This window comes from Celeribacter marinus (assembly GCF_001308265.1).
In the GTDB taxonomy this organism is placed as follows: Bacteria; Pseudomonadota; Alphaproteobacteria; order Rhodobacterales; family Rhodobacteraceae; genus Celeribacter; species Celeribacter marinus.
On record NZ_CP012023.1, the window covers coordinates 654,120 to 677,849 of the forward strand.

Genomic DNA, 23,730 nt, shown 5'->3' on the forward strand with positions numbered 1-23,730 from the left:
CAGATCACCCATGCTCACGCAGCATGATGCAGGGCTGCCAAGGCCCAAGATGAATTTTACCGTCTTCCATTGGAGAAGCGGAGTTCAGTTCGCCGCCCACCGCATGCCATTTACCTGCGGGTGTCTCAATCGTGGCGGGGCTATCGGTCAGGTTAAAGGCGCAAAACAGCTCCTCATCGCCCTGTTTGCGTGTAAAGACCAAACACCCGTCCTCAACCCGCATATCGTCTTGTGTGCCCGTTTTAAGCGCTGCGTGAGTATGACGGAACGCAATGGCACGGCGGTAATGATGCACGAGCGACGTCGGATCATCCTCAGCCGCATTGACCGACATATTCACGTGCTCGGACGGCACAGGCAACCATGTCTTGGTCGCCTCGGAAAATCCGCCATTGTGGTTGGATTTTTCCCACACCATCGGCGTGCGACACCCGTCACGGCCCTTGAATTCAGGCCAGAATTGAATGCCGTAAGGGTCTTGTAGGTCTTCGAACGCAATATCCGCCTCGGGCAAGCCAAGTTCCTCACCTTGGTAGATACAGGCCGATCCGCGCAGGCACATCATCAACGTTGTAAAGGCGCGCGTGGCGGCGGGGGTCAAATTCCACCGCGACACATGGCGTTGCACATCGTGGTTGGAATAGGCCCAACACGCCCACCCATCGGCGGCCACGGCGTCCACGCTATCCATCACCTCCTTGATATAGGCGGCATCGGGCGTATCGCCGGACAGCAATTCAAACGCGTAGCACATATGCATGAGATCATTACCGGCGGTGTATTCGCCCATTATCTCCAAACCGCGTTGCTCGTCGCCCACTTCGCCGACAGCGGCCGCATTATACGGCTCCATCACTGCGCGCAGTTTGCGCAAGAACTCTAGGTTCTCTGGGCGAGACTTGTCATACAGATGCTCTTGCCAGTTGTAGGGGTTCACCGCAGGAGCCGTTTTTGACGACCGCGCCTCGATTGGCAACGCGGGGTTATCGCGTAGCTCGGCATCGTGGGTATAAAAGTTGATGGTATCAAGACGGAACCCGTCCACACCGCGCTCCAGCCAAAAGCGGCTCACGTCCAAAAGCGCCTCTTGCACCTGTGGTTCGTGAAAGTTCAAATCGGGTTGCGAGGTCAGGAAGTTATGCAGAAAATACTGCATCCGCCCCGTATCCCAGTGCCATGCAGACCCGCCAAAGATCGACAGCCAGTTGTTAGGCGGTGTGCCGTCTTGTTTAGCATCGGCCCAGACGTACCAATTGGATTTGGCGTTGTCATGCGAGGCACGGCTTTCCTTGAACCATGCATGTTGATCAGAGGTGTGTGACAACACCAAATCGATCATCACCTTGACGCCGTATTGATGCGCCGTCTCGATCACCGCGTCGAAATCCGCAAGCGTGCCGAACATCGGATCAACATCGCAGTAATCGGACACATCGTAGCCGAAATCCTTCATCGGCGAGGTAAAGAACGGTGAAATCCAGATCGCATCAACGCCCAAGGACGCGATGTAGGGCAGACGTTGAACGATGCCCAACAAATCGCCGATGCCATCGCCATTGCTGTCTTGATACGAGCGCGGATAGATCTGATAGATCACTGCGCCACGCCACCAATCGGGATCACGAGTAAAGGTTTTTGGCATAGTCTGGGGTCCTGTGTGCACGTTCATTGTCGCTCTATTCTCTTATTTGACGGAGCCCGCGAGCAAGCCGCGAACAAGGTATTTTTGCATGGCAAAGAAGACGCCCAAAGGCACGGCGATGGACACAAACGCGGCCGTGGCAAGGATTTCCCAATTGCCGCCGCGTGTGCCCAAAAGCTCGATGATCTGGCGCGTCATGATGGTGGTGTCGCCGGTGCTGTCGATGAGGAACACCAGACCGACCAAAAGGTCGTTCCACGTCCACAAGAACTGGAAAATGGCGAAACTCGCGAGGGCGGGAAAGGACAGCGGCAGAATGATCTTGGTGAAAATCTGAAACTCCGTCGCCCCGTCGACGCGGGCGTTTTCGATAATGTCGCGGGGCAGCCCGACCATATAGTTGCGCAGCAAATAGATCGCGAGCGGCATCCCGAACCCCGTATGCGCCAACCACACCCCGAGGTAGCCTTTGCCAATGCCAAGGCTGAGGTGCAGTTTAAGCAACGGGATCAACGCCAGTTGCAAAGGCACAACAAGCAAGGCCACGACAAACGCGACAAGCAATGCGCGCCCCGGAAAGTCCATCCACGCAAGCGCATAGGCCGCAAAAGCCGCGATCAGGATCGGGATGATCGTGGCGGGAATGGTCACGGTCAGCGTATTGAAAAACGCCTTTGCCATGTTTTGCGAGGTGGACGGCGAAAACAGCATCTCGTCGTAATTGTCCAAAGTGAACTCGGGCGGCGTCTCGGCGGTGGTGAACACACGCGGCAAACGCTCCCCCTCCATCGACGTGGGCGATGTCAGGCGAAAGTCGCCCGCAACATCTACGGTAACGGTCCAGCCGTCTTTCAACTCGGCCACATCTCCGGGCGCAAAGGCCTCGGGATCGCGCGAGGACGTGCCCCATGCGGAAATGGTCGCATCCGTTGTCGGGAACAGATCGCCCTCGATCACATAGAACAGGCCGTCCTGAACCTCATCGCCCTCAAGGCGGATCGCGGGGTTTTGGCTCTCTTGGGTAAACAATGACGCCCACCACCCCGACGAATAAATCTGATCGGCGGTGCGAAACGACGAGACCAACAGGCCAAGCGTTGGAAACACCCAGAGCAACACAAGGGCCGCAACCGAGATGTGAACAGCCCAGGTGAGCGATGACTTAGATCCTGCAATATTATCCATAATCTCTCCCCCGCGCGATCAGCGCATTTCCCGACGTGCGTTGACGACATTCCACACCAAAATCGGTGTCACGAGCAGCATGATCACCATCGCCGCCGCCGATCCCACGCCCCAATCACTGGCGCGGAACAGCTTGTCGTACATGTAGTTGGCCAACACCTGTGTCTCCCACTGACCGTTGGTCATGGCGTAGACGATATCGAATACCTTGAGCACGGTGATGGTGATGGTGGTCCACACGACCATGATCGTCCCCATCATTTGCGGGATTTTGATCTTAAAGAAAATCTGGAACGGCCCCGCCCCGTCGATGATCGCGGCCTCAATGGTTTCCTCGGGAATTCCACGCAACGCTGCCGACAGGATCACCATGGCAAAGCCCGTCTGAATCCAGATCAGCACGGCCATCAAAAAGAAGTTGTTCCACAGCGGAATCGTCAGCCATTGTTGCGGATCATTGCCCGTCACATACATGTAAACCGCGTTGAGCACACCTATCTGCTCGGCCTCGGGCGGGCGGGCATCATAGACCAGTTTCCAGATCACGGAGGCACCGACAAACGAAATCGCCATGGGCATAAAGATGATCGATTTGGCGATGTTGCCCCATTTGATCCGGTCGGTGAGCTGTGCGACGATCAGACCAAAGATGGTCGACATGGCCGGCACCACGATGAGCCAGAGCAGGTTGTTGCGGATGGCCTCCCAAAACTTGGCCTCTGACACCAGTTGGCGGTAGTTATCAAGGCCGACAAACGCCCCGTCCTGCGCCCGATCAGTCAGCGACAGGCGCAGCGTCTCGAACACGGGGTAAGCGAGGTAGACCGACAGCACAAACATCGCGGGGAACAAAAACAGCCACGGACGAATGAGATTGGCGCGGTTGATGTTGCGACCGGCGTTTGGTCCGCGCGGCGGGAACAGAACCTTATCAATAAACAGGTTCGAGGCGTAGAAATAGCTGACGCAGGCCCCGACCCCGACCACGATGGTCATCAGTCCTTGAAGTGCTGGATGCATGTCCATTCCCCTCCCAAAAGGATCGCTTGGTCATCGCGCCGCGTTAAATGATCTCAAACGGTGCGCGTTTATGTTTTGGCGGATACGCGAAGAGAGCCGATGGCCCGCTCTCTACGGATAGCAACCTGAATGCGTCTATTCGTAAGGTGCAAAAACGGGCAACCCGAGACGCGCTCGGATTGCCCAAAAGCTCTAGAGGCTCTTATTTCAGAGCGTCCCAAGAGGACTGGATCTCGTCAGCTACAGCTTGGGCATCTTTGCCGCCTGTGTAGTCAACCATGCCGGTCCAGAACGACCCCGCGCCTACGCCACCGGGCATAAGGTCGGACCCGTCAAAGCGGAACGTTGTCGCGTTGAGCAAGATGTCGTTCATCGCGCGTGCCGTGTCGGAGGAGAACTTCGACGTGTCCACACCTTTGTGCGGTGTGAGGAAGCCACCTTCGGCCATCCACAGCTCGTGTGCTGCCGGATCTTCGAGGAACTCGATCAAAGCGTGCGCACCCTCGGATTCGTTGGTGATCGCAAAGAGCGTACCAGCGCCGAGAACGGGTTTACCGAGATCTTTTTCAGCGTAAGCAGGGAAGTAGAAGAAGTCTGCATCCACACCCATTTCCGTGCCTTCAGGGAAGAACGCAGGGATAAAGGACGCCTGACGGTGCATGTAGCACTGGGGCGGGCTGTCAAACAGGCCTTTGGGGCTGTCACGGAAGTCTGTGGTTGCAACCGCACCTGCGCCACCGGCGACATAGGCGTCATTGCGTGCGAACCAACCGAAATCTTCGATGGCTGCGACCACTTTGGGATCGTTGAACTTCAGATCGTTGGCGACCCATGCATCGTAATCCGCAGGGGACTGCGTGCGCAGCATCAAATCTTCGACCCAGTCGGTTGCTGGCCAACCTGTCGCCGCTCCGGAACCCAGACCAATACACCATGGTGTCTCACCGTTTGCAGTGATTTCTTCGGTCAGCGCCTTGAGCTCTTCCATCGTTGTTGGAACGGTGTAGCCACCATCCTCGAACGTCTCGGGTGAGTACCAAACGAGGGATTTCAGGTCGGCACGAAAGAACATGCCGTAGTGGTGGTCTGCGCCCTCTTTGTCGGCAAAGGTCGCGAGATCAACCCACGACTGACCTGCCGCGTAGTTCTCTTTAACCCACTCACCCACTTCGGGCTTGAGCGGTGTCAAAAAGCCGCGCGAAGCCATGTCAGCGGCCAGACCGGGCTGTGGGAACACAGCAACGTTTGGCGCGGAGCCGGCTTCGGCGTCGATCACGATTTGCTGCTCGAAGCTGTCGGAGCCAACGTATTTGACTTCTGCACCGGTCTTTTCTTCGAAGATATCAAAGATTTTTGCGATGGTTTCGGATTCAGGGCTGAGCCATGGACCCGCAACTGTAATCACTTGGCCAGACAGGTCCTGCGCGGACGCGGCCCCGATGGAGAGTGCGGCCACAGCGGCACCCGTCAAAAGATATGTCTTCATGTAAACCTCCCAGTTTGTACCTAGACATTGGTATCGATCACTCGGCGCACCGAGGCATGGAATCAACGTTTTGATCCATCCCCCAAAGCGCTTTGGATGCCCTAGATTGGTTTAAACTTCCCGTCCTGTCAATGATGTTAGCGCGCCCACAAATGCACAGACCTTACGTAATCGATTATGCCGCAATGCAGCACGGCATACGGCAGCAAACCTGACGTAAAGGACCGACTAAACCTTTGCCATTAAACAGGAAACGCTCTAGCGTAGGGGGACTTTCACACGAAACGAAGGCGGTTAATCCCCATGAATCTCAAGACACTTTCGGACATTTTAGGCCTGTCTCAAACCACCGTGAGTCGCGCCCTTAATGGCTATCCCGAAGTGTCCGAGGCCACGCGTGAGCGTGTGCGCAAGGCGGCCGACCAACACAATTACGCGCCCAACAATCGCGCCCGATCCCTTGCCACGGGGCGCACACACGCGGTCGGTCATGTGATCCCCGTCTCGACAGAACACGAAGTGGTCAACCCCGTCTTCACCGACTTTGTGGCGGGTGCATCCGAGATCTACGCGCGTGAGAATTATGACATGCACCTCAAGATCGTCCCAGACGCCCTAGAGGAACAAACCTACCGCGACATCGCCCTCAAAGGGTCTGTCGATGCAGTGATTATCCACGGACCAAAAGACCACGACAAACGCATTGAATTGTTGCGCAGCATCGGCATGCCGTTCGTTGTGCATGGGCGCTCTAGTGGGGAGGGCGAGGACGATTATTCGTGGGTTGATGTGAACAACGCCCGCGCGTTCGAACGTGCGACAGACTTCCTTCTTGACCTTGGGCACACACGCATTTCACTCCTTAATGGATTGGAAACAATGGATTTTGCGACACGCCGCCGCCAAGGCTATTCCAAAGCACTCGCCGCGCGCAACGTCCCTGAAGACGCCTCGATTTGCCGCTCGTCCGAGATGACCGAAGAGTTCGGCTTCAATTCGGCCAGCGCGCTTTTGGCCCAAGACAATCCGCCCACCGCGTTTTTGGCCTCGTCGATTATCATCGGAATTGGCGTGCGCCGCGCCTGTGATGATGCCGGCCTGAAACTGGGTCGTGATGTGTCCTTGGTGATCCATGATGACGACCTGTCTTACCTGCGCAATGGCACGAGCGAGCCGATTTACACCGCCACGCGGTCCTCTGTGCGCCACGCGGGGCGCATCTGTGCAGAGATGCTGATGACGCAGATCAATGACCCGAATGCGCCACATGAGCACCGTATGCTCGACGCCGAATTGATCATCGGCCACACCCACGGCCCCGCCCCCAAAGCCTAAACGCGCCCCGAAATGACAGACAAACGCCAAAGCGCTTTGGTGTTGTCAAATCAGGTGTGTAATCGTTATAGATATCTCCTACAGCACGTTTGCGCCTCGGAACACATCGCCACGCATGCATCGTTTACAGCGCAGCCATAGCCCAAAGGGAGCACGACCATGACCCAATCGCCCAAATTGACGCGCGCAGATTTTCCCGAGGGTTTCACCTTTGGCGCGGCCACCGCCGCCTATCAGATCGAAGGCCACGGCTTTGGCGGCGCGGGTCCGACCCATTGGGACACCTTTGCGGCCACCCCCGGCAATGTGATCCGCTCCGAGGATGGCGCACGCGCCTGTGACCACTATCACCGCTACGCCGACGATTTCGATCTGTTGAAAGCGGGCAATTTTGACGCCTACCGCTTTTCTACCTCATGGGCGCGAGTGTTGCCCGAGGGGCGTGGACAGGTAAATCAAGAGGGGCTGGACTACTATGACCGCCTCACCGATGCGCTGTTGGAGCGCGGGCTGAAGCCCTACCAAACCCTCTACCACTGGGAAATGCCCGCCGCCCTGTCCGATCTGGGCGGCTGGACCAATCCCGATGTGCACAACTGGTTTGGCGATTATGTCGAGATCATCGACGACCGCATTGGCGACCGGATGGAGGCGATTGCCACCATTAACGAGCCGTGGTGCGTGGCCTACCTGTCGCATTTCCTTGGCATTCATGCCCCCGGAACCCGCGACATCCGCGCCGCATCCCGCGCGATGCACCACATCCTAAAGGCCCACGGTGAGGCGATGACGCGCCTGCGCGCACGTGGCCGCGACAACCTTGGTATTGTGCTCAACTTTGACTACGCCGTGCCCGCCACCGAAAGCGACGAGGACGCGCGCGCCGCCACCACCGCCGACGCCGTGTTCAACCGTTGGTTCATCGAGGCGATCACCAAAGGCACCTACCCCGCCGAGGCGCTTGAGGGCTTTGGGGCCCATATGCCCCACGGGTGGGAGGACGATCTCAAAACCCACATCCATCAGCCGCTCGACTGGCTTGGCGTCAACTATTACACCCGCAACCACCACGCCCACGATCCCGCAGCGACCGCATGGCCCTTTGCCAAAGGCGTCAAGGGCCACCTTGCGACCACGCAAATGGGATGGGAGATTTTCCCAGAGGGGCTTCGTCATTTCATCACCCGCATGGCCAAAGAGTACGTGGGCGATCTGCCGATTTATGTGACCGAGAACGGCATGGCGTGGGATGACCGCAAAATCAACGGTACGGTCAACGACCCCGAACGCTGTGATTTCATCCAAGGGCACATGGCCGCGATGACGCAATCCATCGCGGACGGTGCCAACCTCAAAGGCTTCTTTTACTGGTCGCTGATGGACAACTATGAATGGGCCGAAGGCTATGAAAAACGCTTCGGAATCGTGCATGTTGATTTCGACACCTTGCAGCGCACGCCAAAAGCCTCTTATCACATGCTCAAAGATATTCTCGCCAAAGGTTGATCCAGATGAGTAAGCACCCTGCAAATACCCTTTCTCTTGTGGCTGACATTGGCGGCACAAATACCCGCGTGGCCTTGGCCGATGGCACCACATTGTTGCCAGACACCGTGCGGCGCTATTCCAACCGCAAATTCCCCGGCCTTGAAAGCGTCTTGCGCCAATACATCGCCGAAGAGGATAACGTGGATTGCAAAGGGGCCTGTGTCGCCGTGGCGGGCCCCGTGCGCGACGGGGTTGGCACCATGACCAACCTCGATTGGGCGATCGACAAAGACACGCTGCGCCGCGCCGCCCATGCCGAACACGTGGCCATATTGAACGACCTTCAGGCGCAGGGGCACGCGCTTGGCTTTGTCGCGCCAGAAAACATTCGCACCATTATAGATGACGCGCCGACCCCCTCGCCAAATGCGGTGCGCATGGTCATCGGCGTTGGAACCGGCTTTAACGCGGCCCCTGTGTTCGAGACTGAAATGGGACGGTTCGTGGCCCCGTCCGAATGCGGCCACGCCAACTTGCCAATCCGCAACGAAGATGAATTGGCCCTATGCCAGTTTGTCGAGACCGCGCATGGCTTTCCCGCCGTCGAGGACGTGTTGTCGGGGCGTGGTTTGGAACGGGTTTACCTGTTCTTGGGTCAACGCGATGGTGACCCACGCGAAAAATCCGCCGCCGACATTATGGCCGCCGTCGAGGCGGGTGACGATCCACGCGCGGACGCCACCGCGCAGCTTTTTGTGAAAATCCTTGGCACCGTGGCGGGCAACCTGTCGTTGATCCAATTGCCGTTTGGCGGGGTGTATCTGGTTGGCGGCGTAGCGCGCGCCATCACGCCCTATCTTGACCGCTTTGATTTTGCAGACGCGTTTCGCGACAAGGGGCGGTTTGCCGGCTTTATGAAAAACTTCTCGGTTTCCGTGATTGAGGACGATTATGCCGCTCTCACGGGCTGCGCCTCGCATTTGGTCCATATCATGCGCTAGGTTTGCGCCCCTGTAGAACGACCTAAATCGCACTGCGTGTAAACGTGGTGCGATTTTTTTGTGCCAAATCGGTCCAGACGTAACTTCGTCTTAACTCCCTACCCCGTACACCGATGTCCAAGACGGACTTTTATGGAGTTTTTGACATGGTTGCAGCGCACCCAGAACAGGACGGACAGGTATGAGCGCGATCCTCGCCCTGCCCCCACGCCTTGACTATCAATCCTTGCCCTCGTTGCTGGATGAACTGAAAACGGCGTCTGACGACACCCTTGTTCTTGACGCACAAGAGTTGCGGCATTTGGGGACGTTATCGCTCCAAACCATTCTATCGGCCATAAAAACACGGTCCGAAGCGGGCAAGACCACGCGTTTCATCAACGCAAACGATGCCTGTATCGACATGCTAAGCCTGTTTGGCTTTACCCCCGAAACCTTATCTCAACCGGAGGCCTGGACATGAGCCTTGAAGTTCTTGCTGTCGATGACAGCCGTACAATGCGCGATATGCTCAATCTTGCACTATCATCTGCGGGGTTCACCGCACATCTCGCCGAAGACGGGATGCACGGGCTGGAAGTGCTCGAAGACATCGAACCCGATGTGATCGTCACCGATATCAATATGCCCCGTCTCGACGGATTCGGATTTATCGACGCTGTGCGCTCCGAAGAGAAATGGCGGCGCATTCCGATCCTTGTTCTCACCACGGAAAGTGCGGACGAACTCAAGGCAAAAGCACGCGCCGCAGGGGCGACAGGGTGGATCGTCAAACCCTTTGACCCTGCCAAGCTTGTCAAAGCTCTTCAAATGGTTGCTGGCTGAGAGGAATCCCCATGTCCGACCCGATGGCAGAAATCCGCGCGTCCTTCTTTGTCGAATGCGAAGAACTTCTAGAAAGCCTCAATGACGGCCTTCAGATGATGGACGACGGCGCGACAGACTCAGAGACAATCAATGTCGTGTTCCGCGCTGTTCACTCGATCAAGGGCGGGGCTGGTGCCTTTGGCCTTGACGACCTTGTGCGCTTTGCCCACCAGTTCGAGACGGCCATGGACGAGGTGCGCGCAGGCCGGTTTACCCCCGGCCCCGATGCAATCCGCTTGTTCTACGCGTGTACTGACATCCTTGGTGATTTGGTACGTGCCGCGCGTGACGGGGAGGTCATTTCCGATGACATCACCGGCCCCGCGCTTGAAACCCTCACGCGCCTTGTCGGCATCCAAGAGGAAGTCGAAGAGGAGATTGAGTTCACCCCCGCGACACTGTCGTTGGACCTCGATCTGGATTTTGATGCACTCGACCTTAGTGCAGATCTCGGTGGCGACATGACGGATCCATTGCCGGAACTGTCCGATCTTGGTCCCCTTGAAGATACGGGTACGGATACCTCATCCTCCTTGCCTACTCCCGCAAAGGGATTTCGCGTCTTTCTAAAACCGGAAAACGCGCTCTATGCCTCGGGTAACGAACCGCTCTATTTGTTCCGCGCCCTGCGCGATTTGGGCGATATTTCAATTTCCTGCCACACAGATGCACTTCCTGCGATCGGCATCATGGACCCCGAAGTTGGCTATCTATCGTGGACGATTGAGGTCCACACAGACGAGCCAGAGACCGCTGTGGTTGACGTGTTTGAATTCGTGGACGGGCTGTGCCAACTGAGCATCACACCACTGGACGCGCCGTTGGCGCACACCGTCAGCGACGACACCCAAAGTGATGCAGACCAAGCTGACACCGCACCACACCCAGAGATGATGCGCGAGCCACAAAGCCAAGCCTCTGACGGACTGTCTGTTGAGACTGAGAGTCTGGACGCACCGCTCCTTGCACCGCTTGATATGCCGGCAATGGCAAATGACCCGTTGATCGATGCCGCGCCGACGCCCGAAGTTGCAGCGCCCGTTGCAGCTATGATTGCGCCGGCCACACCCGCCGTCCCCTTGGACGAGGACGCTCAGGACGAACGCAAAACCTTGTCAGCGCCGACACAACCACGCGCAACCGTGCGCGTTGATTTGGAGCGTATTGATCGCTTGGTAAACCTTGTCGGCGAGTTGGTCATCAACCAAGCAATGTTGAGCCAATCCGTAGCCGAGGCCCATATTCCGCCCAACTCGCCCGTGAGTTCCGGCCTCGAAGAGTTCCTACAACTCACCCGCGACATCCAAGAATCCGTCATGATGATCCGTGCCCAGCCGATCAAATCGCTGTTTCAGCGGATGGGACGTATTGTACGCGAATCTTCGGCGTCGGTCGGAAAAGAAGTGCGGTTGACCACCATCGGCGAAAATACCGAAGTCGACAAAACCGTGATTGAACGCCTTGCCGATCCGTTGACCCACATGATCCGCAACGCCGTGGACCATGGCCTCGAAACACCTAAGACACGCACAGAAAATGGTAAATCCGCGATCGGCCACGTCACACTCTCGGCCCAACACCGCTCGGGGCGCATCGTCATTGAGGTTTCCGATGATGGTGCCGGTATCAACCGCGAGCGTGTACGCGCCAAGGCCATTGAAAACGGCCTGATCCTTCCGGATGCGCAATTGAGCGACAGTGACATCGATAACCTATTGTTTATGCCAGGATTTTCCACCGCAAGCGAGATTTCCAATCTGTCAGGGCGGGGTGTCGGGATGGATGTGGTCAAAAGCGCCATCCAAGGACTGGGTGGGCGTATCGCAATCACATCGGTTGAGGGCAAAGGGACCACGTTCTCGATCTCCCTCCCACTGACACTCGCCGTTTTGGACGGCATGGTGGTGCGCGTAGAAAACGAGACTATTGTCGTTCCGCTCAACGCGATTTTGGAAACCCTGACGTTGACCGATGACGATCTTGAATCCCTCGGCCCGCAAAGTCATGTGGTCCAAATTCGGGGCGGTTTTGTTCCGCTGCTCGATTTAGGGGCCGAACTTGGATACCGCGCGCCCGAACCGAGCTATGTGGGCCGTGTTGTCCTTTTGATCGGTCAAGAGGGTGGAAATCGCGCCGCCCTCGCCGTCGATGCGATTGAGGATCAACGCCAAGTTGTCATCAAAGGTTTGGAGGGTAGCTACGGCCGCATTCCGGGCATCGCCGCCGCAACCATTTTGGGCGACGGACAAATTGCACTCATTCTCGACCCTGGCGATTTGGTTGCTCAGGCCTCCGGCCGCACCAAATCGTCCACACAAACCCCAGCTCTGGTAGGTTAAGCTCATGACTGAAGACACTAAACACTCCGCCTCTGCATCTATCGAGCTGCTGTCTTTCCGCGTCGGCGGACAAGACTATTCAGTAGACATCATGTCCGTGCGCGAAATTCGCGGCTCGGCAAAGGCCACGTCCCTGCCCCACGCTCCGGCGTTTGTGAAGGGGGTGATAAACTTACGCGGGACCGTGTTGCCCATCATTGATCTCGCGGCCCGTTTGGGTTTGGAAAACGAGGGCGACAATGACCGCAATGTGATCATCGTCGTCGATCTGGGCGGGCGCACCGCCGGCTTGATGGTTGATGCCGTGTCCGACATTCTGGCCATCCCAAACGAAGATCTACAAGCCCCCCCCGAAGTGTCCATCGACGATTCACGGACATTTGTTTCGGCACTGACCGTTGTCGACAATCGCATGATCCGCGTGCTCGATCTCGATGCCGTCATGCCGCCTCCCGATGAGGAAGCCGCATGAACCAGATGGAGCCAGTTGCCCGTAAAGTTGCGATTGAAAGTGACATGTCCGATGCGGCTTACGCGCGCATTGTGGCGTTGTCTAAATCGCAAGCGGGTATCGTGCTCTCCCCCTCCAAGGTGCCAATGGTAAAATCACGCCTGACGCGCCGGCTACGCGCGTTGGATATTGCGACGTTCGACGGCTACCTTGACTACCTCGAGAACACCGACAACCTAGACGAAATGAGCGCTTTTATCTCAGCGCTGACCACCAACGTGACGCAATTTTTTCGTGAAAACCATCATTTCGAGTATATAAAGTCAACGGTCTACCCGAAACTGAAAGCGAAACTCGCACGCGGTGAAAAGGTCAGGATTTGGTCGGCGGGCTGTTCGAACGGTCAAGAACCCTATTCTCTTGCCATGACATTCTTAGAATGTGACCCGTCGATTGGCACGAAAGATTTTTTGATACTGGGATCCGATATTGATCCGTTGGTTTTGGAAACGGCGCGCGCCGCAGTGTACGCGGACAACTTGATTGCGGGCATTCCGCCGGCGGCCCTTGCCGCATCATTTACCACATCACAAACGGCAGATGGCCTATCTTATCACGTGACGGACGCTGTAAAATCGATGGTGCGGTTTCGGCAACTCAACCTAAATGAGCCATGGCCTATGCAAGGGGCGTTTGATCTCATCATTTGCAGAAATGTGATGATCTATTTCGATGAACCTACGCAATCGCGCCTTTTGTCTCGCTTTGCCGACAAACTCGATAAAGAGGGATGGCTGATGATCGGTCACTCCGAACGCTTGCCTGAGAATACAACATCGTTGTTTTCAAATGTCGGCATCACCACATATCAACGCGCTCAGACCAACTGACGCCGTGTCGCACCAATAAAAAAAGGGTTTAAAAAAGATGGCACTTAGAGACCAGCTCCGGGTCATGGTCGTAGATGACATGTCGACCAGCCGTGGCCTCATCACGAATGCCCTCGACGGCTTCGGAATTCGCAACATTGCAAGTGCATCGGATGGCGCATCCGCCTTGGCAAAGCTACAGGCAGCTCCCGTGCACCTCGTGATCTCCGACTACAACATGCCGGGGATGGATGGCCTGAAACTGCTCCATGCATTGCGCACAAATCCGCGATCCAAAGGTGTGGGTTTCTTGCTCATCACCGGACGTGCGGACCGCGAAATCATCGAAATGGGAAAGAAATTGGGCATGAACAACTTTGTCAAAAAACCGTTTGATCCCATGACGCTCAAGAACGCAATTGAAGCGATTGTTGGGAAGCTGTAATGACGCTTCAATCAGCAAACATGACCCGCAACGGCCTCAACGAAAGTGCCATGTCACTGTCGACACTGCATGCGCGCCTCCAAGACGAAATGTTGGCGCTGACCATGTTGGCCGCCGAAGTTCAAATTGCACTGGGCGCGACGTTGAAAAACGTACAAAACCTGTCGCCATCGGTCCAGCGCAGCATGCAAGCGGTGGACCGGCTGCAACAAACGCTTGAGGATTTGCAGGGGGTAATGGCACAACTCGCGCGCCAAAACACCGGATCAACAGTCGACATATCTCCTCTAAAAGAGAGTATTCGCCTGCGCCACCTTGCCCACAAGCTGTTTGACGACATTGATGCGCCCTTTACCCTGTCAGAAGAAGATTCTGGAAACGTTGCGTGGTTCTGATGGACGCAATATCGCCGTAGCTGCAACCGGTGCCTTAGGCATATAGCCGCCCCTGCAGTATATGGATGGTGGGCGCATTGCGTGTAGCTTTCCCAGACATTCGAACCATGGACGCGCTTTACGGCGAAAACGTCATCATAACAGCACTATCAAAAACCCCGTCCACTTTCGTGAACGGGGTTTTACGGTGCTTAGAATAGCTCAAGATCACTCGCGGGTGGTGGCGGTGGCGCCACTTCATGTAGGTTCTGATCCGCCACCAGCTTTTGGCGCGCATGCCCTGTGACCGGCTCGAATTCTATGCGCCGCGCGCTTGTCCCGCCGAGACTTTGCCCAACACACGCAATCCCCTCTTTGTCCAAGTAATCCAAGACAAATTGTCCATTGTCGCGCCCAACCGATGTGAGACCTTTTCGCAATGCCGCGCCGCCAAACACCTTTGCTTGTAGATTGGTGCGCCGCGCACCTTTCTGGATCAAGCCGTTGATCAACAGCTCCATGGCGTTGGCCCCAAACGAGTCGGTGCCCCCGTCCCCGACCGCACCTTGTGGCAATAAAAAGTGGTTCATACCACCGACACCCGTTTGCGGATCCCACAAACATGTCGCCACGCATGATCCCAATATCGTGGAAATAACGGCGTTTTGCTCCGTCGACACCGCGAACTCACCTTGGGTGATATACGTGCTTTTGGGGCGGCTTTTGGGAGATTGTAAATCCGTCATCTTGGTTTTGCTCCAACTGGAGTTTCCGCCGCCTTTAGTAACGCGTCCCCAAACGCATCCAAGTCGACCCATTGATCCACACCGTCCATTTCACCCGCCATCCGCGGCATCCCAAAGACGACACAGCTTTCGCGCGACTGGCCCAACGTAATGGCCCCCTTGGAGCGCAAGTCTGCCATACCTTCGGCGCCGTCACGCCCCATACCGGTGAGGATCCCTGCGACGACTTGATCGCCCAAATGACACGCGGATTGGAACATAGAATCTACGGATGGTCGGTGTCCGGACACCTTTGGCCCCTCAAGCAATGACACGCGGCGTCCAAATCCGGGCTGCATATTGAGATGATATGCGCCGCCGGGGGCAATCAAAACCTCTCCGTGTCGCAATTCATCCCCGTCGCGTGCCAAACGGACGGTAGGCGCCACGATAGGATTGAGGCGCGCGGCGAAACTGGCCAAGAACGGCTCTGGCATGTGTTGCGTGATTAACGTTGGCGGACAATCTGATGGGAAGCGCGCCAAAATCCGTTCAATGGCATCGACGGCACCAGTTGACCCGCCCAAGAGGCACATGCGTTGGAATTTTCTCCCGCTTTGGCTCACAGGGCGCGGCGGGGCCATCGATGTTGGTAGCTTGACGCGTGCATTTGCTGCCGCCACGAGAATATCGGCAAGCCCCGCAAACGGAGCGCCGCTTTGCCCGATTGTCGGCTTTTGGACGCATTCCACCGCTCCTTTGGCGAGCGCTTCGATTGCGATTGCGCTGCCTGCCTTGGTCAACGTTGACACCATGACCACAGGCATCGGGCGATGCCGCATCAAACGGTCGAGAAATTCGAGCCCTGACATGGACGGCATTTCGATATCCAATGTCATCACGTGGGGTTGATGCGCATTGACCGCATCACGAGCCTCACTCGCGCCGCCGGCCTCCGCCACAACCTCGATGCGGGGATCGCGTTCCAACACCGAGCGGATCAATCCACGCATGGTGCGTGAATCGTCCACAATCAGCGTTCGAACCGGACCAGACGCAGAGACCCGCGTGCGGTTTTCATGTTTATTATCACGTGCACTCACAGGTTCACTACCTTTCAACTCTTAAAAATCTTCCCAGCCGTCATCGGCGGGTGCACTTGGTGTGGGATGTGGCGCCGATTGATTGACGGCAACCTTTTCCTGCGGCGCGAATGTCGCGGGTGGCGGCGACGCAGGGCGCGCGACGGGTGCGGGCATATTGACGATTGCCGCAGGCGCGCGGTTTTGGGCAGCCGCTCCGATCGAAAACCGCGATGTCGTGGTGTTCAGATTTTCGGCCTCGCGCATCAAAGAATGCGATGCGGCAGTGGTTTGCTCGAACATGGCCGCGTTTTGTTGGGTCACTTGATCCAACTGGTTTACGGCCGCGTTGATTTCGGCCAGACCCGACGATTGTTCGCGCGATGACACGGCGATTTCACTCACGTTGTGCGCAATTTCGGTCACGGACAACACGATCCCGCGCAGGGCCTCACCCGTATCCCCGACCAAACTCACGCCGCGTTTCACATGGGCGCCCGATTTGGAGATCAAGTCATTGATTTCACGCGCCGCTTCGGAGGAGCGTTGCGCCAGGGCGCGCACCTCGGAGGCGACAACCGCGAACCCGCGGCCAGCCTCACCCGCACGCGCGGCCTCGACCCCAGCGTTAAGGGCCAACAGATTGGTTTGAAACGCGATGTCGTCAATCACGGACGTAATTTTGGAAATCTGGTTCGATGAGCTTTCAATTTCGCTCATGGCTTGCACGGCTTCTTGAACCACATCTCCCGAGGCTTCTGCGTTGGATTTTGCGGTTTCGACCATTTCGCTAGCTTGATTGGCCCCCTCGGATGCCGAGCGCACTGAGGATGTCAACTCATCGAGTGCGGTGGCTGTCTCTTCCAATGTCGCGGCCTGTTTTTCGGTGCGCCGTGACAAATCATCAGCCGCATTCGAAATTTCGGCGGCCTCGCCACGGATCATACCGGCGTTCTCCACAACACTTGCCATCGCTTCGAGTAGGTTATCGACGGCGGAGTTATAATCGGCGCGCAGGGTTTCGTATTCATCGCCAAACGCAACCGTGAGACGTGCGGTCAAATCGCCCTCTGCGAGTTTTTTCAACCCGACACGAAGCCCCTCAACAACTTGGTCTTGGGCCTTTTTCATCTCGGCCTGACGCGCATCGGCCTCTTTGAGCAACAGCTCGTTTTCCGTAATATCCGTGCCCAACAAGATGATGCGGAACACATTGCCACTGCCGTCTTTTACGGGGCTGAATGTCCCCTCAAGGATCGACACGCGCCCATCCGGACTTTCAAGTTTAAACCGGCCGTGCACATTTTCGCCATCGATCAGGCGCGGCCAAACGGGGCCTTTTTCCTGGGCTAGTTTGGGATCCCAAGTAAAGAAATCCTGTTGTTGAAGGCCTACTACACTGGAGGCAGAGTGGCCGACCATTTCAGCAAACAATGTGTTGGCGGCGCGAATTTTACCGTGCAAACCGAACTCGGCTTTGACCTGAGTGTTGTTAAGTGTTTGGATTACCGCCTCACTGGTGCGGATATCTGTGACATCTTTCCACTCCATCACACAGCCGATTTGGTTGCCGTCCATGTCGATCACGGAATTCACATCGAGCGCAAAATAGACTTCGCCGACTTTCATGTCCGTTGCGAACGGCATTTTCGTATGATCCGAGAGAATGCGGCGGATGTGTTCGGGGTTTTCGTGGAATATGTCGATGTTCTTGCCAACAAGCGCGTCGGCGTCGAACCCTGAAAAACGCTGGGAAAACGTATCCGAATGGGTCGCCATCAACGTGTGCACGGCCCCGTTCATGTAGGTGATGTTGAACTCTTGGTCGATCATCATGAGGGCTGCTGATGAGCCTTCAAATGCCGATCCTTTGAATAGACCGTCTCGGGTGGCTTGTTCGGCGCGCCCCAATGCCTTGCGAAAATCGTCCAAGGCCGAGGCGATGCCGCCAATTTCGTCCCCGCGGTCCGTGCCCGGCACCACAACATTGTAATCGCCATCAGATACGGTGCGCATTGCGGTCCCGACACTGGTCAACGGTTTAGACACCGCCCGCGCAATCAGCAGCGACAAGGCGCCGACAACCGCGATCATAATCGCGCCCTGCCATAGCATTGTCCGGCCAAGATCTTTGGCGGGTGTCAAAATTTCGTCAATCGTCTGTTCGACCACCAGACCCCAAGTGACACCGTGAAACGAGATCGGCGCGTAGGATGCGAGGTGTTCGTGGACGTGGCCCGTATCCTCGTTCACTTCGGATTCACGCAAAAGGCCTGACTGACCGTTGGCTGCGTTTTTCGCTGACATATTGACCATTGAGGTGACCAAGATATCACCGCCATCGCCAAGGCGCGGATCAGACCGCAGCAACATATCGGTCCCAACCAGATAGGCATCGCCTGTTTCACCCAGACCGGTCGCACGCTGCATCACGGCATCAATACGGCCCGCCGGCATTTGAAACGCGATGACCCCACGCAATGCCCCACGGCGATCCAAAACGGGTGTGGCGATAAAGGACGCAGGCGCATCGTTGGAGGGCGCATAGGTTTGAAAATCGGCGAAATGTATTTCGGAGGCTTCGCTGGCCGTGTCCTTTGTGGCGAGCGATTTTGCGACGACTTCGCCCAAAGCCGTAGCTGCAAACGGACCCTCAACGAAATTGGTCGCGAAATCACGTTCCTTGAATACCGAATAGATCAGGTCGCCCGTGGTGTCGAAGACAAAGACATCATAGTAGCCTTTATCCTCCACCAATTTGCGAAAATAGGGGTGATAGAGTTTGTGAACCTGACTGTAGGGGCTGCCGTCCTCGGCGAATTCCAGGTTTTGCTTTTCGCCCAGCGGGTTCGGATTTTCATCAATATACCACGTTTGAAGGTGCTCGGTGACGTTCCCCTCAATGGAGCGCCATGCCTCATCGAATCCGCGAATCGCGGACAAGATGGTCGGGTTCGAGGCCTGAGACCGAATATCGATATCAATCCCGTCCAACCAGCTTTCTAGCTCCATTGCGCGGGCTTCGGTAACGGTTTCGAGCATCTCCTCGGCCTCGACCAACAGCGACTCAGAGGCGCGTTTATATGAAACATAGGTTGCGATTGTGATGGTCATCACCGACAGGGCGATCATGATCACAGGCAACTTAACGGCCAGTTTGATATTATTGATGAATTTCATATGTCGTCTCCTCGTGGCACACTCATGGCGATAGAAATGGACGCTGAGAGGTGCCTAAAAGCTGTCAGCGGGTGAGCTTATAAAGCCCGAACTGACATGAGACATGACGGCAAGGAATGAAGATTCGTTTAAGTGGCACGCAGGACATGCGCTTGTGGCCCAAAAAAATCGTTCAACCCCGCCAAACCGACCTCAATTGTGCGCACGGTAACGATAGCGGGGCGGGGAAACGAAAAAACGCCCCGACACATGTGCATGTCGGGGCGTTCTAAATGTGAGGCGTGAAAACGCCTATGGCTTATGCCAGATCGGTCGGCAAAACGCCCTCTGGGATGTTTTGGTAGCTCACTGGACGCAAGAAGCGGCGAATGGCCATGGTGCCCACAGAGGTTGCGCCAAAGTTGGTCGAGGCCGGATATGGACCGCCGTGAACCATCGTATCGCAGACCTCAACACCGGTGGGAAAGCCGTTGGCCAAAATACGGCCCGCTTTGCGCTCAAGGATCGGCAAAAGCGTTTTGGCATCGTCCGCATCGGCGTCATCAAGGTGAATGGTACAGGTCAACTGACCTTGCAACGACATCGCCAATGCGCGCATTTCATCCATGTCCGACACGCGCACGATCAAGCCGAGCGGGCCGAACACTTCTTCGCCAAGTACGTGATTTTCCAACCATTCCTTACCCGTTGTCGCAAAGAGATACGGCGTAGCGTTGCGCAGATCACAGGTCGAAGTGAGCAGTTCCTGAACGCCCGCAGTAGCGGCGATTTGATCGCGCCCTGCACGATATGCGGCGGCGATACCGTCAGTGAGCATGACCTGCGCGCCCATAGGGGCAAGCGCCTCGGTCGCGGCGGCGGTGAACGCATCGGCGTCAGGGCCATCGATCACAACTGAAATGCCCGGATTGGTGCAAAACTGACCTGCGCCCATGGTGAGCGAACCCGCCCATCCGGCAGCGATTTCGGTGCCACGGTTTTTGAGCGCGTCGGGCATAAAGAACATCGGGTTGACCGAGCCAAGTTCGCCAAAGAACGGGATGGGTTCGGGGCGCTGTGCACACAGATCGAAGAGCGCGCGACCGCCACCCAAGGAGCCGGTAAAGCCTACCGCCTTGATCAATGGATGCTGCACAAGGGAGGTGCCAACATCGCGCTTTCCGCCTTGGATGAGGGAGAAAACACCGGGGTGGATGCCACAAGATTTGATTGCCGCATCAATGGCTTCGGCGATGATTTCGCCTGTACCAGGATGGGCAGAGTGGCCTTTGACCACAACGGGACAACCCGCCGCGAGCGCCGCCGCTGTGTCGCCACCCGCGGTGGAAAAGGCCAGTGGAAAGTTCGACGCGCCAAACACGGCCACGGGACCGATCGGGCGCTGCATCATGCGGATGTCTGGACGTGGGAGGGGCGCGCGATCAGGCAACGCCTTGTCGTGGCGACGATCAAGGTAGTCCCCCGCAAGAATATGGGTTGCGAACAGGCGCAACTGACCGGTGGTGCGTCCCCGCTCACCCTGAAGACGCGCTTCGGGGAGACCCGTTTCCTGACTGCCAATTTGAGTGATGGCCTCGGCGCGCGCTTCGATCTCGTCGGCAATCGCATTGAGGAACGCGGCGCGCTCTTCGCGGGTTGAATAGCCAAAGGACCAAAACGCCTCTTCAGCGGCTTTTGCAGCCTGATCGACCAATGCGGGTGTGCCCACGGAAAAGCTGTGCGCGGATCCTGTGGCGGGTTCGGACATAAACGTAGCCTCTGTGCCGATCCAGTCGCCACCAACAAGGTGTTTGCCGTGGGGGGTGAAAATATCAGTGCTCATGGGGCATCTCCAGTGATTTGCGCATATTCGAATTTATCGCAGAAAAAGACATGTTTGTCCCCCTGCGTCAACGCGTGAACGCGCTATGCTCTTATGGCAAAACTGGTATACGACTGCGCGGACAGATAACATATGATATCGTGCACGCCCCTTGGGGAAAATGGAACAGCTACCGCATCGCCCCCCCCCCAGCGCGCAAAGCGTCCTCAGAGTGCTAGAAATTCTTGGAAATCGAGGCCTGACATTCGGTTCTGGCATAGTCGTAGAATGCGATATTTGATCTGTTCAAGGTCTGCGAACAACTCAACCGCGGAGTGAAGCCCATCACGTCGATATCCGAATGCTGGACCCCGACAGACAGTTTGCCAAAGTGATCGCGCCGCGCAGGAGACCCCACCGCAAATGCGGCGTCATAGATGCGTGTCCCCCCCTGAAGGCTGGCACGCGTTTGCAGCCCCCCTCTCCATTCTTTGGCCACCGTTGTTGTGACCGTATAGCCTGTGTATCGAAAATTATCGGCAAGCGGGGACGAGACCTGTGCGCCAATGCCAACGCTCATCATCAGGCTCGGCGTGGCGGTATAGCTCATCTGTAGGTCAAACTGACTAAAGCGGCCCGTATTATAGGGTTGCGAGGGATATACGCGCTGTTCTGTCAGCGCCGACATCCCCAATTTGAGTGTGTCAGAGACCCCCTGATCAAGGGCGATACGACCCCCGCGTGCGCGGTAACTGGCGTCATCTTCGCGTAGCGTTTGTGCGTAATGCGCCCCGACAGCCCAGCGCCCCTGTGCGTGTTGGTGTTCATACGACAGCGCAAACCGCGTGCCCGTGCTGTTGAATATCGCATCCGTATAAGCGATTTTTGATAGGCCCCATGTCAATCGCACCCGCGCGTTCGGCCCGACATCCTCACGCAGGTAGCCTGATATTCCGATCAAAACGCCAACGCCGGATTTCTGTTGCGAGTTCGGGTCAATCGTCCCGCCCTCAAAATCGGTGTTGGTTGTGCCGCTGTTGACGTTGCTTGAGGGTAAAACGGCAAATTCACCTGTGACCCCAACGGGCTGATCCCGATCGATCTGGCGGATCACACGGCGGTAGGCCGTGCGCATCTCCCCGCTAGGATCACTGCGCAACAAAATGTCCAACTGGAACCGCGCCGCTGAAAATGCTCCGCTGAGGATTAATGCATGCGAAAGTTCTCGCCGCGCCACCAAGGCGTCAGGATCCACCTGCAACGCATCCCGAAAGAGACGGATCGCCGCGCTCAGTTGTCCGTTGGATTTGAGTGCCTGCCCTTTTGCAATGAGCCCATCCACGGTCACAGCGGGCGCAGAGACGGCCAGCGCCAGCGGAACGCCCTCGGATGCAACGGCGGCGTGGTGCGGCATGAAACACACCCCCAAAAGGAGCGTCCCCACCAGACGGCGCGCGCCCCCGAGTTGGAGCCGCCATGATTTTGGTCGTGTCGATCTACGTGTCACGTGATCCCCTTTTCGTCTCATAGCGTCCTGTCACAGTGCGAACGGCGATAGCGCGCCATCACCTCGACGTTTTGGCGCGCCGCACGCGAGCGTGTTTTGCGTCTGCTTGCGGAGCACACGCGCCACTACGAGTCCGGCGCGCAATTTATAAACGAAGACGATACCCTCAACGCCATTGTTTGCGTCCTCTCGGGCTGGGTGTCCATCTCAAAGGTGAGCGAGACAGGTCAAATCCAAATCATCGATTTCGGCATGCCTGGCGATCTGTATGACCTGACATCCGCCGATGGGCACACCACGCCGTTGAACGTGACAGTTGTGTCAAATGCGACCGTTGCCAGTGTCCCGCGCGCCCTGTGGCGCTCACTTGTGATCGACTATCCTGAAATTGAACGCCTCAGCAGAGACCACGCTGCATCGGCAATGTCGCGTGTATCAGAGCGTATGCTGCGCCTTGGCAAAGGCAGCGCTGAGGAACGCATTGCCTATGGCTTTCTCGAACTGGGAGTGCGGCTTGCGGACAGCTCCGGCCAGCGGTCAAACTGCTATGACGTGCCTTTGACGCAGCTTTTACTTGCCGAATGGCTTGGCCTGTCCTCGGTTCACGTGTGCCGCACCTTACAATCGTTGCACACGCGCGGCGCAGTCGAGGTCAGTGGTCATATGAAAATTTGCGTCATGGACGCAGATGCATTGACCAAAATTGCAGGGGTCTCGTTTGACACCCTTGCCCAAGAGATCAGCCCGCCGCATTAGCGCCCGGCGACAGGGCCGCACATACCCACGACAGCACTCTTGCACGATCCAAAACCATCACCCGATGCCCCGCGCATCGGGTGTATGTCTTATGTGCACTGGGATCACCGCACATAGGTGCGCCAATTCGTCACCATCCTTTAGTTACATCCGAAAGTATTAACACAGGTTAATTTT

Annotated in this window: 20 protein-coding genes; 11 read left to right on the forward strand and 9 right to left on the reverse strand. The window is 56.7% G+C overall.

Annotation, left to right across the window (positions count from 1 at the left end; genetic code table 11):
* Positions 1 to 4: 4 nt before the first annotated feature.
* The 4 genes from IMCC12053_RS03130 to IMCC12053_RS03145 all read right to left on the reverse strand — a co-directional run bounded on the left by IMCC12053_RS03130 (position 5) and on the right by IMCC12053_RS03145 (position 5,333).
* Positions 5 to 1,642, reverse strand: coding sequence for an alpha-amylase family glycosyl hydrolase (locus IMCC12053_RS03130; protein ID WP_062215660.1), 1,638 nt, complete (start codon positions 1,640 to 1,642; stop codon positions 5 to 7).
* 42 nt (positions 1,643 to 1,684) lie between these two features.
* Positions 1,685 to 2,827 (reverse strand): carbohydrate ABC transporter permease, encoded by a 1,143-nt coding sequence (locus IMCC12053_RS03135; protein WP_062215661.1) that lies wholly within the window; start codon positions 2,825 to 2,827, stop codon positions 1,685 to 1,687.
* A gap of 18 nt (positions 2,828 to 2,845) precedes the next feature.
* Positions 2,846 to 3,847: a carbohydrate ABC transporter permease gene (locus IMCC12053_RS03140; RefSeq protein WP_062220795.1), complete on the reverse strand. Its 1,002-nt coding sequence runs from the start codon at positions 3,845 to 3,847 to the stop codon at positions 2,846 to 2,848.
* Positions 3,848 to 4,049: 202 nt separating this feature from the next.
* Positions 4,050 to 5,333: an ABC transporter substrate-binding protein gene (locus IMCC12053_RS03145; protein WP_062215662.1), complete on the reverse strand. Its 1,284-nt coding sequence runs from the start codon at positions 5,331 to 5,333 to the stop codon at positions 4,050 to 4,052.
* Between the two features lie 303 nt (positions 5,334 to 5,636).
* On the opposite strand from IMCC12053_RS03145, the gene IMCC12053_RS03150 reads away from it, so the two are divergent.
* The 10 genes from IMCC12053_RS03150 (at position 5,637) to IMCC12053_RS03195 (ending at position 14,523) form a co-directional block, all read left to right on the forward strand.
* Entirely contained in the window at positions 5,637 to 6,668 is a 1,032-nt protein-coding gene (locus tag IMCC12053_RS03150; protein WP_062215663.1) for a substrate-binding domain-containing protein, read from the forward strand.
* 159 nt (positions 6,669 to 6,827) lie between these two features.
* Positions 6,828 to 8,174, forward strand: a complete 1,347-nt coding sequence (locus tag IMCC12053_RS03155; protein WP_062215664.1) for a GH1 family beta-glucosidase — start codon at positions 6,828 to 6,830, stop codon at positions 8,172 to 8,174.
* Positions 8,175 to 8,179: 5 nt separating this feature from the next.
* Positions 8,180 to 9,157: a glucokinase gene (locus IMCC12053_RS03160; RefSeq protein ID WP_062215665.1), complete on the forward strand. Its 978-nt coding sequence runs from the start codon at positions 8,180 to 8,182 to the stop codon at positions 9,155 to 9,157.
* Positions 9,158 to 9,338: 181 nt separating this feature from the next.
* Entirely contained in the window at positions 9,339 to 9,620 is a 282-nt protein-coding gene (locus tag IMCC12053_RS03165) for an STAS domain-containing protein (protein ID WP_062215667.1), read from the forward strand.
* The gene (locus IMCC12053_RS03170; protein WP_062215669.1) at positions 9,617 to 9,982 is read left to right on the forward strand and encodes a response regulator; all 366 of its coding nucleotides are present in this window, start codon (positions 9,617 to 9,619) and stop codon (positions 9,980 to 9,982) included. The genes IMCC12053_RS03165 and IMCC12053_RS03170 overlap by 4 nt, the downstream gene beginning before the upstream one ends.
* An 11-nt stretch (positions 9,983 to 9,993) precedes the next feature.
* A complete protein-coding gene (locus IMCC12053_RS03175; protein WP_062215671.1) occupies positions 9,994 to 12,363 on the forward strand; it encodes a chemotaxis protein CheA in 2,370 nt (789 codons plus the stop codon).
* Between the two features lie 4 nt (positions 12,364 to 12,367).
* Positions 12,368 to 12,835, forward strand: coding sequence for a chemotaxis protein CheW (locus IMCC12053_RS03180; RefSeq protein WP_062215672.1), 468 nt, complete (start codon positions 12,368 to 12,370; stop codon positions 12,833 to 12,835).
* Positions 12,832 to 13,704 carry a CheR family methyltransferase gene (locus IMCC12053_RS03185; protein ID WP_062215674.1) on the forward strand — a complete coding sequence of 291 codons (873 nt, stop codon included), beginning with the start codon at positions 12,832 to 12,834 and terminating at the stop codon, positions 13,702 to 13,704. Before IMCC12053_RS03180 ends, IMCC12053_RS03185 begins: the two co-directional genes overlap by 4 nt.
* Before the next feature lie 37 nt (positions 13,705 to 13,741).
* Positions 13,742 to 14,128 (forward strand): response regulator, encoded by a 387-nt coding sequence (locus IMCC12053_RS03190; protein WP_062215675.1) that lies wholly within the window; start codon positions 13,742 to 13,744, stop codon positions 14,126 to 14,128.
* Positions 14,128 to 14,523: a hypothetical protein gene (locus tag IMCC12053_RS03195; protein WP_062215677.1), complete on the forward strand. Its 396-nt coding sequence runs from the start codon at positions 14,128 to 14,130 to the stop codon at positions 14,521 to 14,523. Before IMCC12053_RS03190 ends, IMCC12053_RS03195 begins: the two co-directional genes overlap by 1 nt.
* Before the next feature lie 191 nt (positions 14,524 to 14,714).
* On the opposite strand, the gene IMCC12053_RS03200 is transcribed toward IMCC12053_RS03195, so the two are convergent.
* The 5 genes from IMCC12053_RS03200 to IMCC12053_RS03220 all read right to left on the reverse strand — a co-directional run bounded on the left by IMCC12053_RS03200 (position 14,715) and on the right by IMCC12053_RS03220 (position 22,797).
* Complete coding sequence (locus tag IMCC12053_RS03200; protein WP_062215679.1) at positions 14,715 to 15,248, reverse strand: chemotaxis protein CheD; 534 nt, start codon at positions 15,246 to 15,248, stop codon at positions 14,715 to 14,717.
* Positions 15,245 to 16,330 carry a chemotaxis-specific protein-glutamate methyltransferase CheB gene (gene cheB / locus IMCC12053_RS03205; protein WP_236852518.1) on the reverse strand — a complete coding sequence of 362 codons (1,086 nt, stop codon included), beginning with the start codon at positions 16,328 to 16,330 and terminating at the stop codon, positions 15,245 to 15,247. The genes IMCC12053_RS03200 and cheB overlap by 4 nt, the downstream gene beginning before the upstream one ends.
* Positions 16,331 to 16,351: 21 nt before the next feature.
* Positions 16,352 to 19,489: a methyl-accepting chemotaxis protein gene (locus tag IMCC12053_RS03210; RefSeq protein ID WP_062215681.1), complete on the reverse strand. Its 3,138-nt coding sequence runs from the start codon at positions 19,487 to 19,489 to the stop codon at positions 16,352 to 16,354.
* Between the two features lie 298 nt (positions 19,490 to 19,787).
* Positions 19,788 to 21,311 carry an aldehyde dehydrogenase (NADP(+)) gene (locus IMCC12053_RS03215; RefSeq protein WP_062215688.1) on the reverse strand — a complete coding sequence of 508 codons (1,524 nt, stop codon included), beginning with the start codon at positions 21,309 to 21,311 and terminating at the stop codon, positions 19,788 to 19,790.
* A gap of 214 nt (positions 21,312 to 21,525) precedes the next feature.
* Positions 21,526 to 22,797 carry a porin family protein gene (locus IMCC12053_RS03220; protein ID WP_169775299.1) on the reverse strand — a complete coding sequence of 424 codons (1,272 nt, stop codon included), beginning with the start codon at positions 22,795 to 22,797 and terminating at the stop codon, positions 21,526 to 21,528.
* Positions 22,798 to 22,893: 96 nt separating this feature from the next.
* Here IMCC12053_RS03220 and IMCC12053_RS03225 point away from each other — a divergent pair, with 96 nt between their 5' ends.
* The gene (locus IMCC12053_RS03225; RefSeq protein WP_062215693.1) at positions 22,894 to 23,553 is read left to right on the forward strand and encodes a Crp/Fnr family transcriptional regulator; all 660 of its coding nucleotides are present in this window, start codon (positions 22,894 to 22,896) and stop codon (positions 23,551 to 23,553) included.
* Positions 23,554 to 23,730 lie beyond the last annotated feature (177 nt).

What these genes read in the sequence shown, in the direction of transcription:
- IMCC12053_RS03180 (WP_062215672.1), top strand. Translation starts at nt 12,368, where the DNA reads ATGACTGAAGACACTAAACACTCCGCCTCTGCATCTATCGAGCTGCTG.
- IMCC12053_RS03170 (WP_062215669.1), top strand. Translation starts at nt 9,617, where the DNA reads ATGAGCCTTGAAGTTCTTGCTGTCGATGACAGCCGTACAATGCGCGAT.
- IMCC12053_RS03185 (WP_062215674.1), top strand. Translation starts at nt 12,832, where the DNA reads ATGAACCAGATGGAGCCAGTTGCCCGTAAAGTTGCGATTGAAAGTGAC.
- IMCC12053_RS03200 (WP_062215679.1), bottom strand. Translation starts at nt 15,248, where the DNA reads ATGACGGATTTACAATCTCCCAAAAGCCGCCCCAAAAGCACGTATATC.
- IMCC12053_RS03165 (WP_062215667.1), top strand. Translation starts at nt 9,339, where the DNA reads ATGAGCGCGATCCTCGCCCTGCCCCCACGCCTTGACTATCAATCCTTG.
- IMCC12053_RS03140 (WP_062220795.1), bottom strand. Translation starts at nt 3,847, where the DNA reads ATGCATCCAGCACTTCAAGGACTGATGACCATCGTGGTCGGGGTCGGG.
- IMCC12053_RS03215 (WP_062215688.1), bottom strand. Translation starts at nt 21,311, where the DNA reads ATGAGCACTGATATTTTCACCCCCCACGGCAAACACCTTGTTGGTGGC.
- IMCC12053_RS03210 (WP_062215681.1), bottom strand. Translation starts at nt 19,489, where the DNA reads ATGAAATTCATCAATAATATCAAACTGGCCGTTAAGTTGCCTGTGATC.
- IMCC12053_RS03135 (WP_062215661.1), bottom strand. Translation starts at nt 2,827, where the DNA reads ATGGATAATATTGCAGGATCTAAGTCATCGCTCACCTGGGCTGTTCAC.
- IMCC12053_RS03175 (WP_062215671.1), top strand. Translation starts at nt 9,994, where the DNA reads ATGTCCGACCCGATGGCAGAAATCCGCGCGTCCTTCTTTGTCGAATGC.
- IMCC12053_RS03160 (WP_062215665.1), top strand. Translation starts at nt 8,180, where the DNA reads ATGAGTAAGCACCCTGCAAATACCCTTTCTCTTGTGGCTGACATTGGC.
- IMCC12053_RS03155 (WP_062215664.1), top strand. Translation starts at nt 6,828, where the DNA reads ATGACCCAATCGCCCAAATTGACGCGCGCAGATTTTCCCGAGGGTTTC.
- IMCC12053_RS03130 (WP_062215660.1), bottom strand. Translation starts at nt 1,642, where the DNA reads ATGCCAAAAACCTTTACTCGTGATCCCGATTGGTGGCGTGGCGCAGTG.
- IMCC12053_RS03145 (WP_062215662.1), bottom strand. Translation starts at nt 5,333, where the DNA reads ATGAAGACATATCTTTTGACGGGTGCCGCTGTGGCCGCACTCTCCATC.
- IMCC12053_RS03195 (WP_062215677.1), top strand. Translation starts at nt 14,128, where the DNA reads ATGACGCTTCAATCAGCAAACATGACCCGCAACGGCCTCAACGAAAGT.
- IMCC12053_RS03190 (WP_062215675.1), top strand. Translation starts at nt 13,742, where the DNA reads ATGGCACTTAGAGACCAGCTCCGGGTCATGGTCGTAGATGACATGTCG.
- IMCC12053_RS03150 (WP_062215663.1), top strand. Translation starts at nt 5,637, where the DNA reads ATGAATCTCAAGACACTTTCGGACATTTTAGGCCTGTCTCAAACCACC.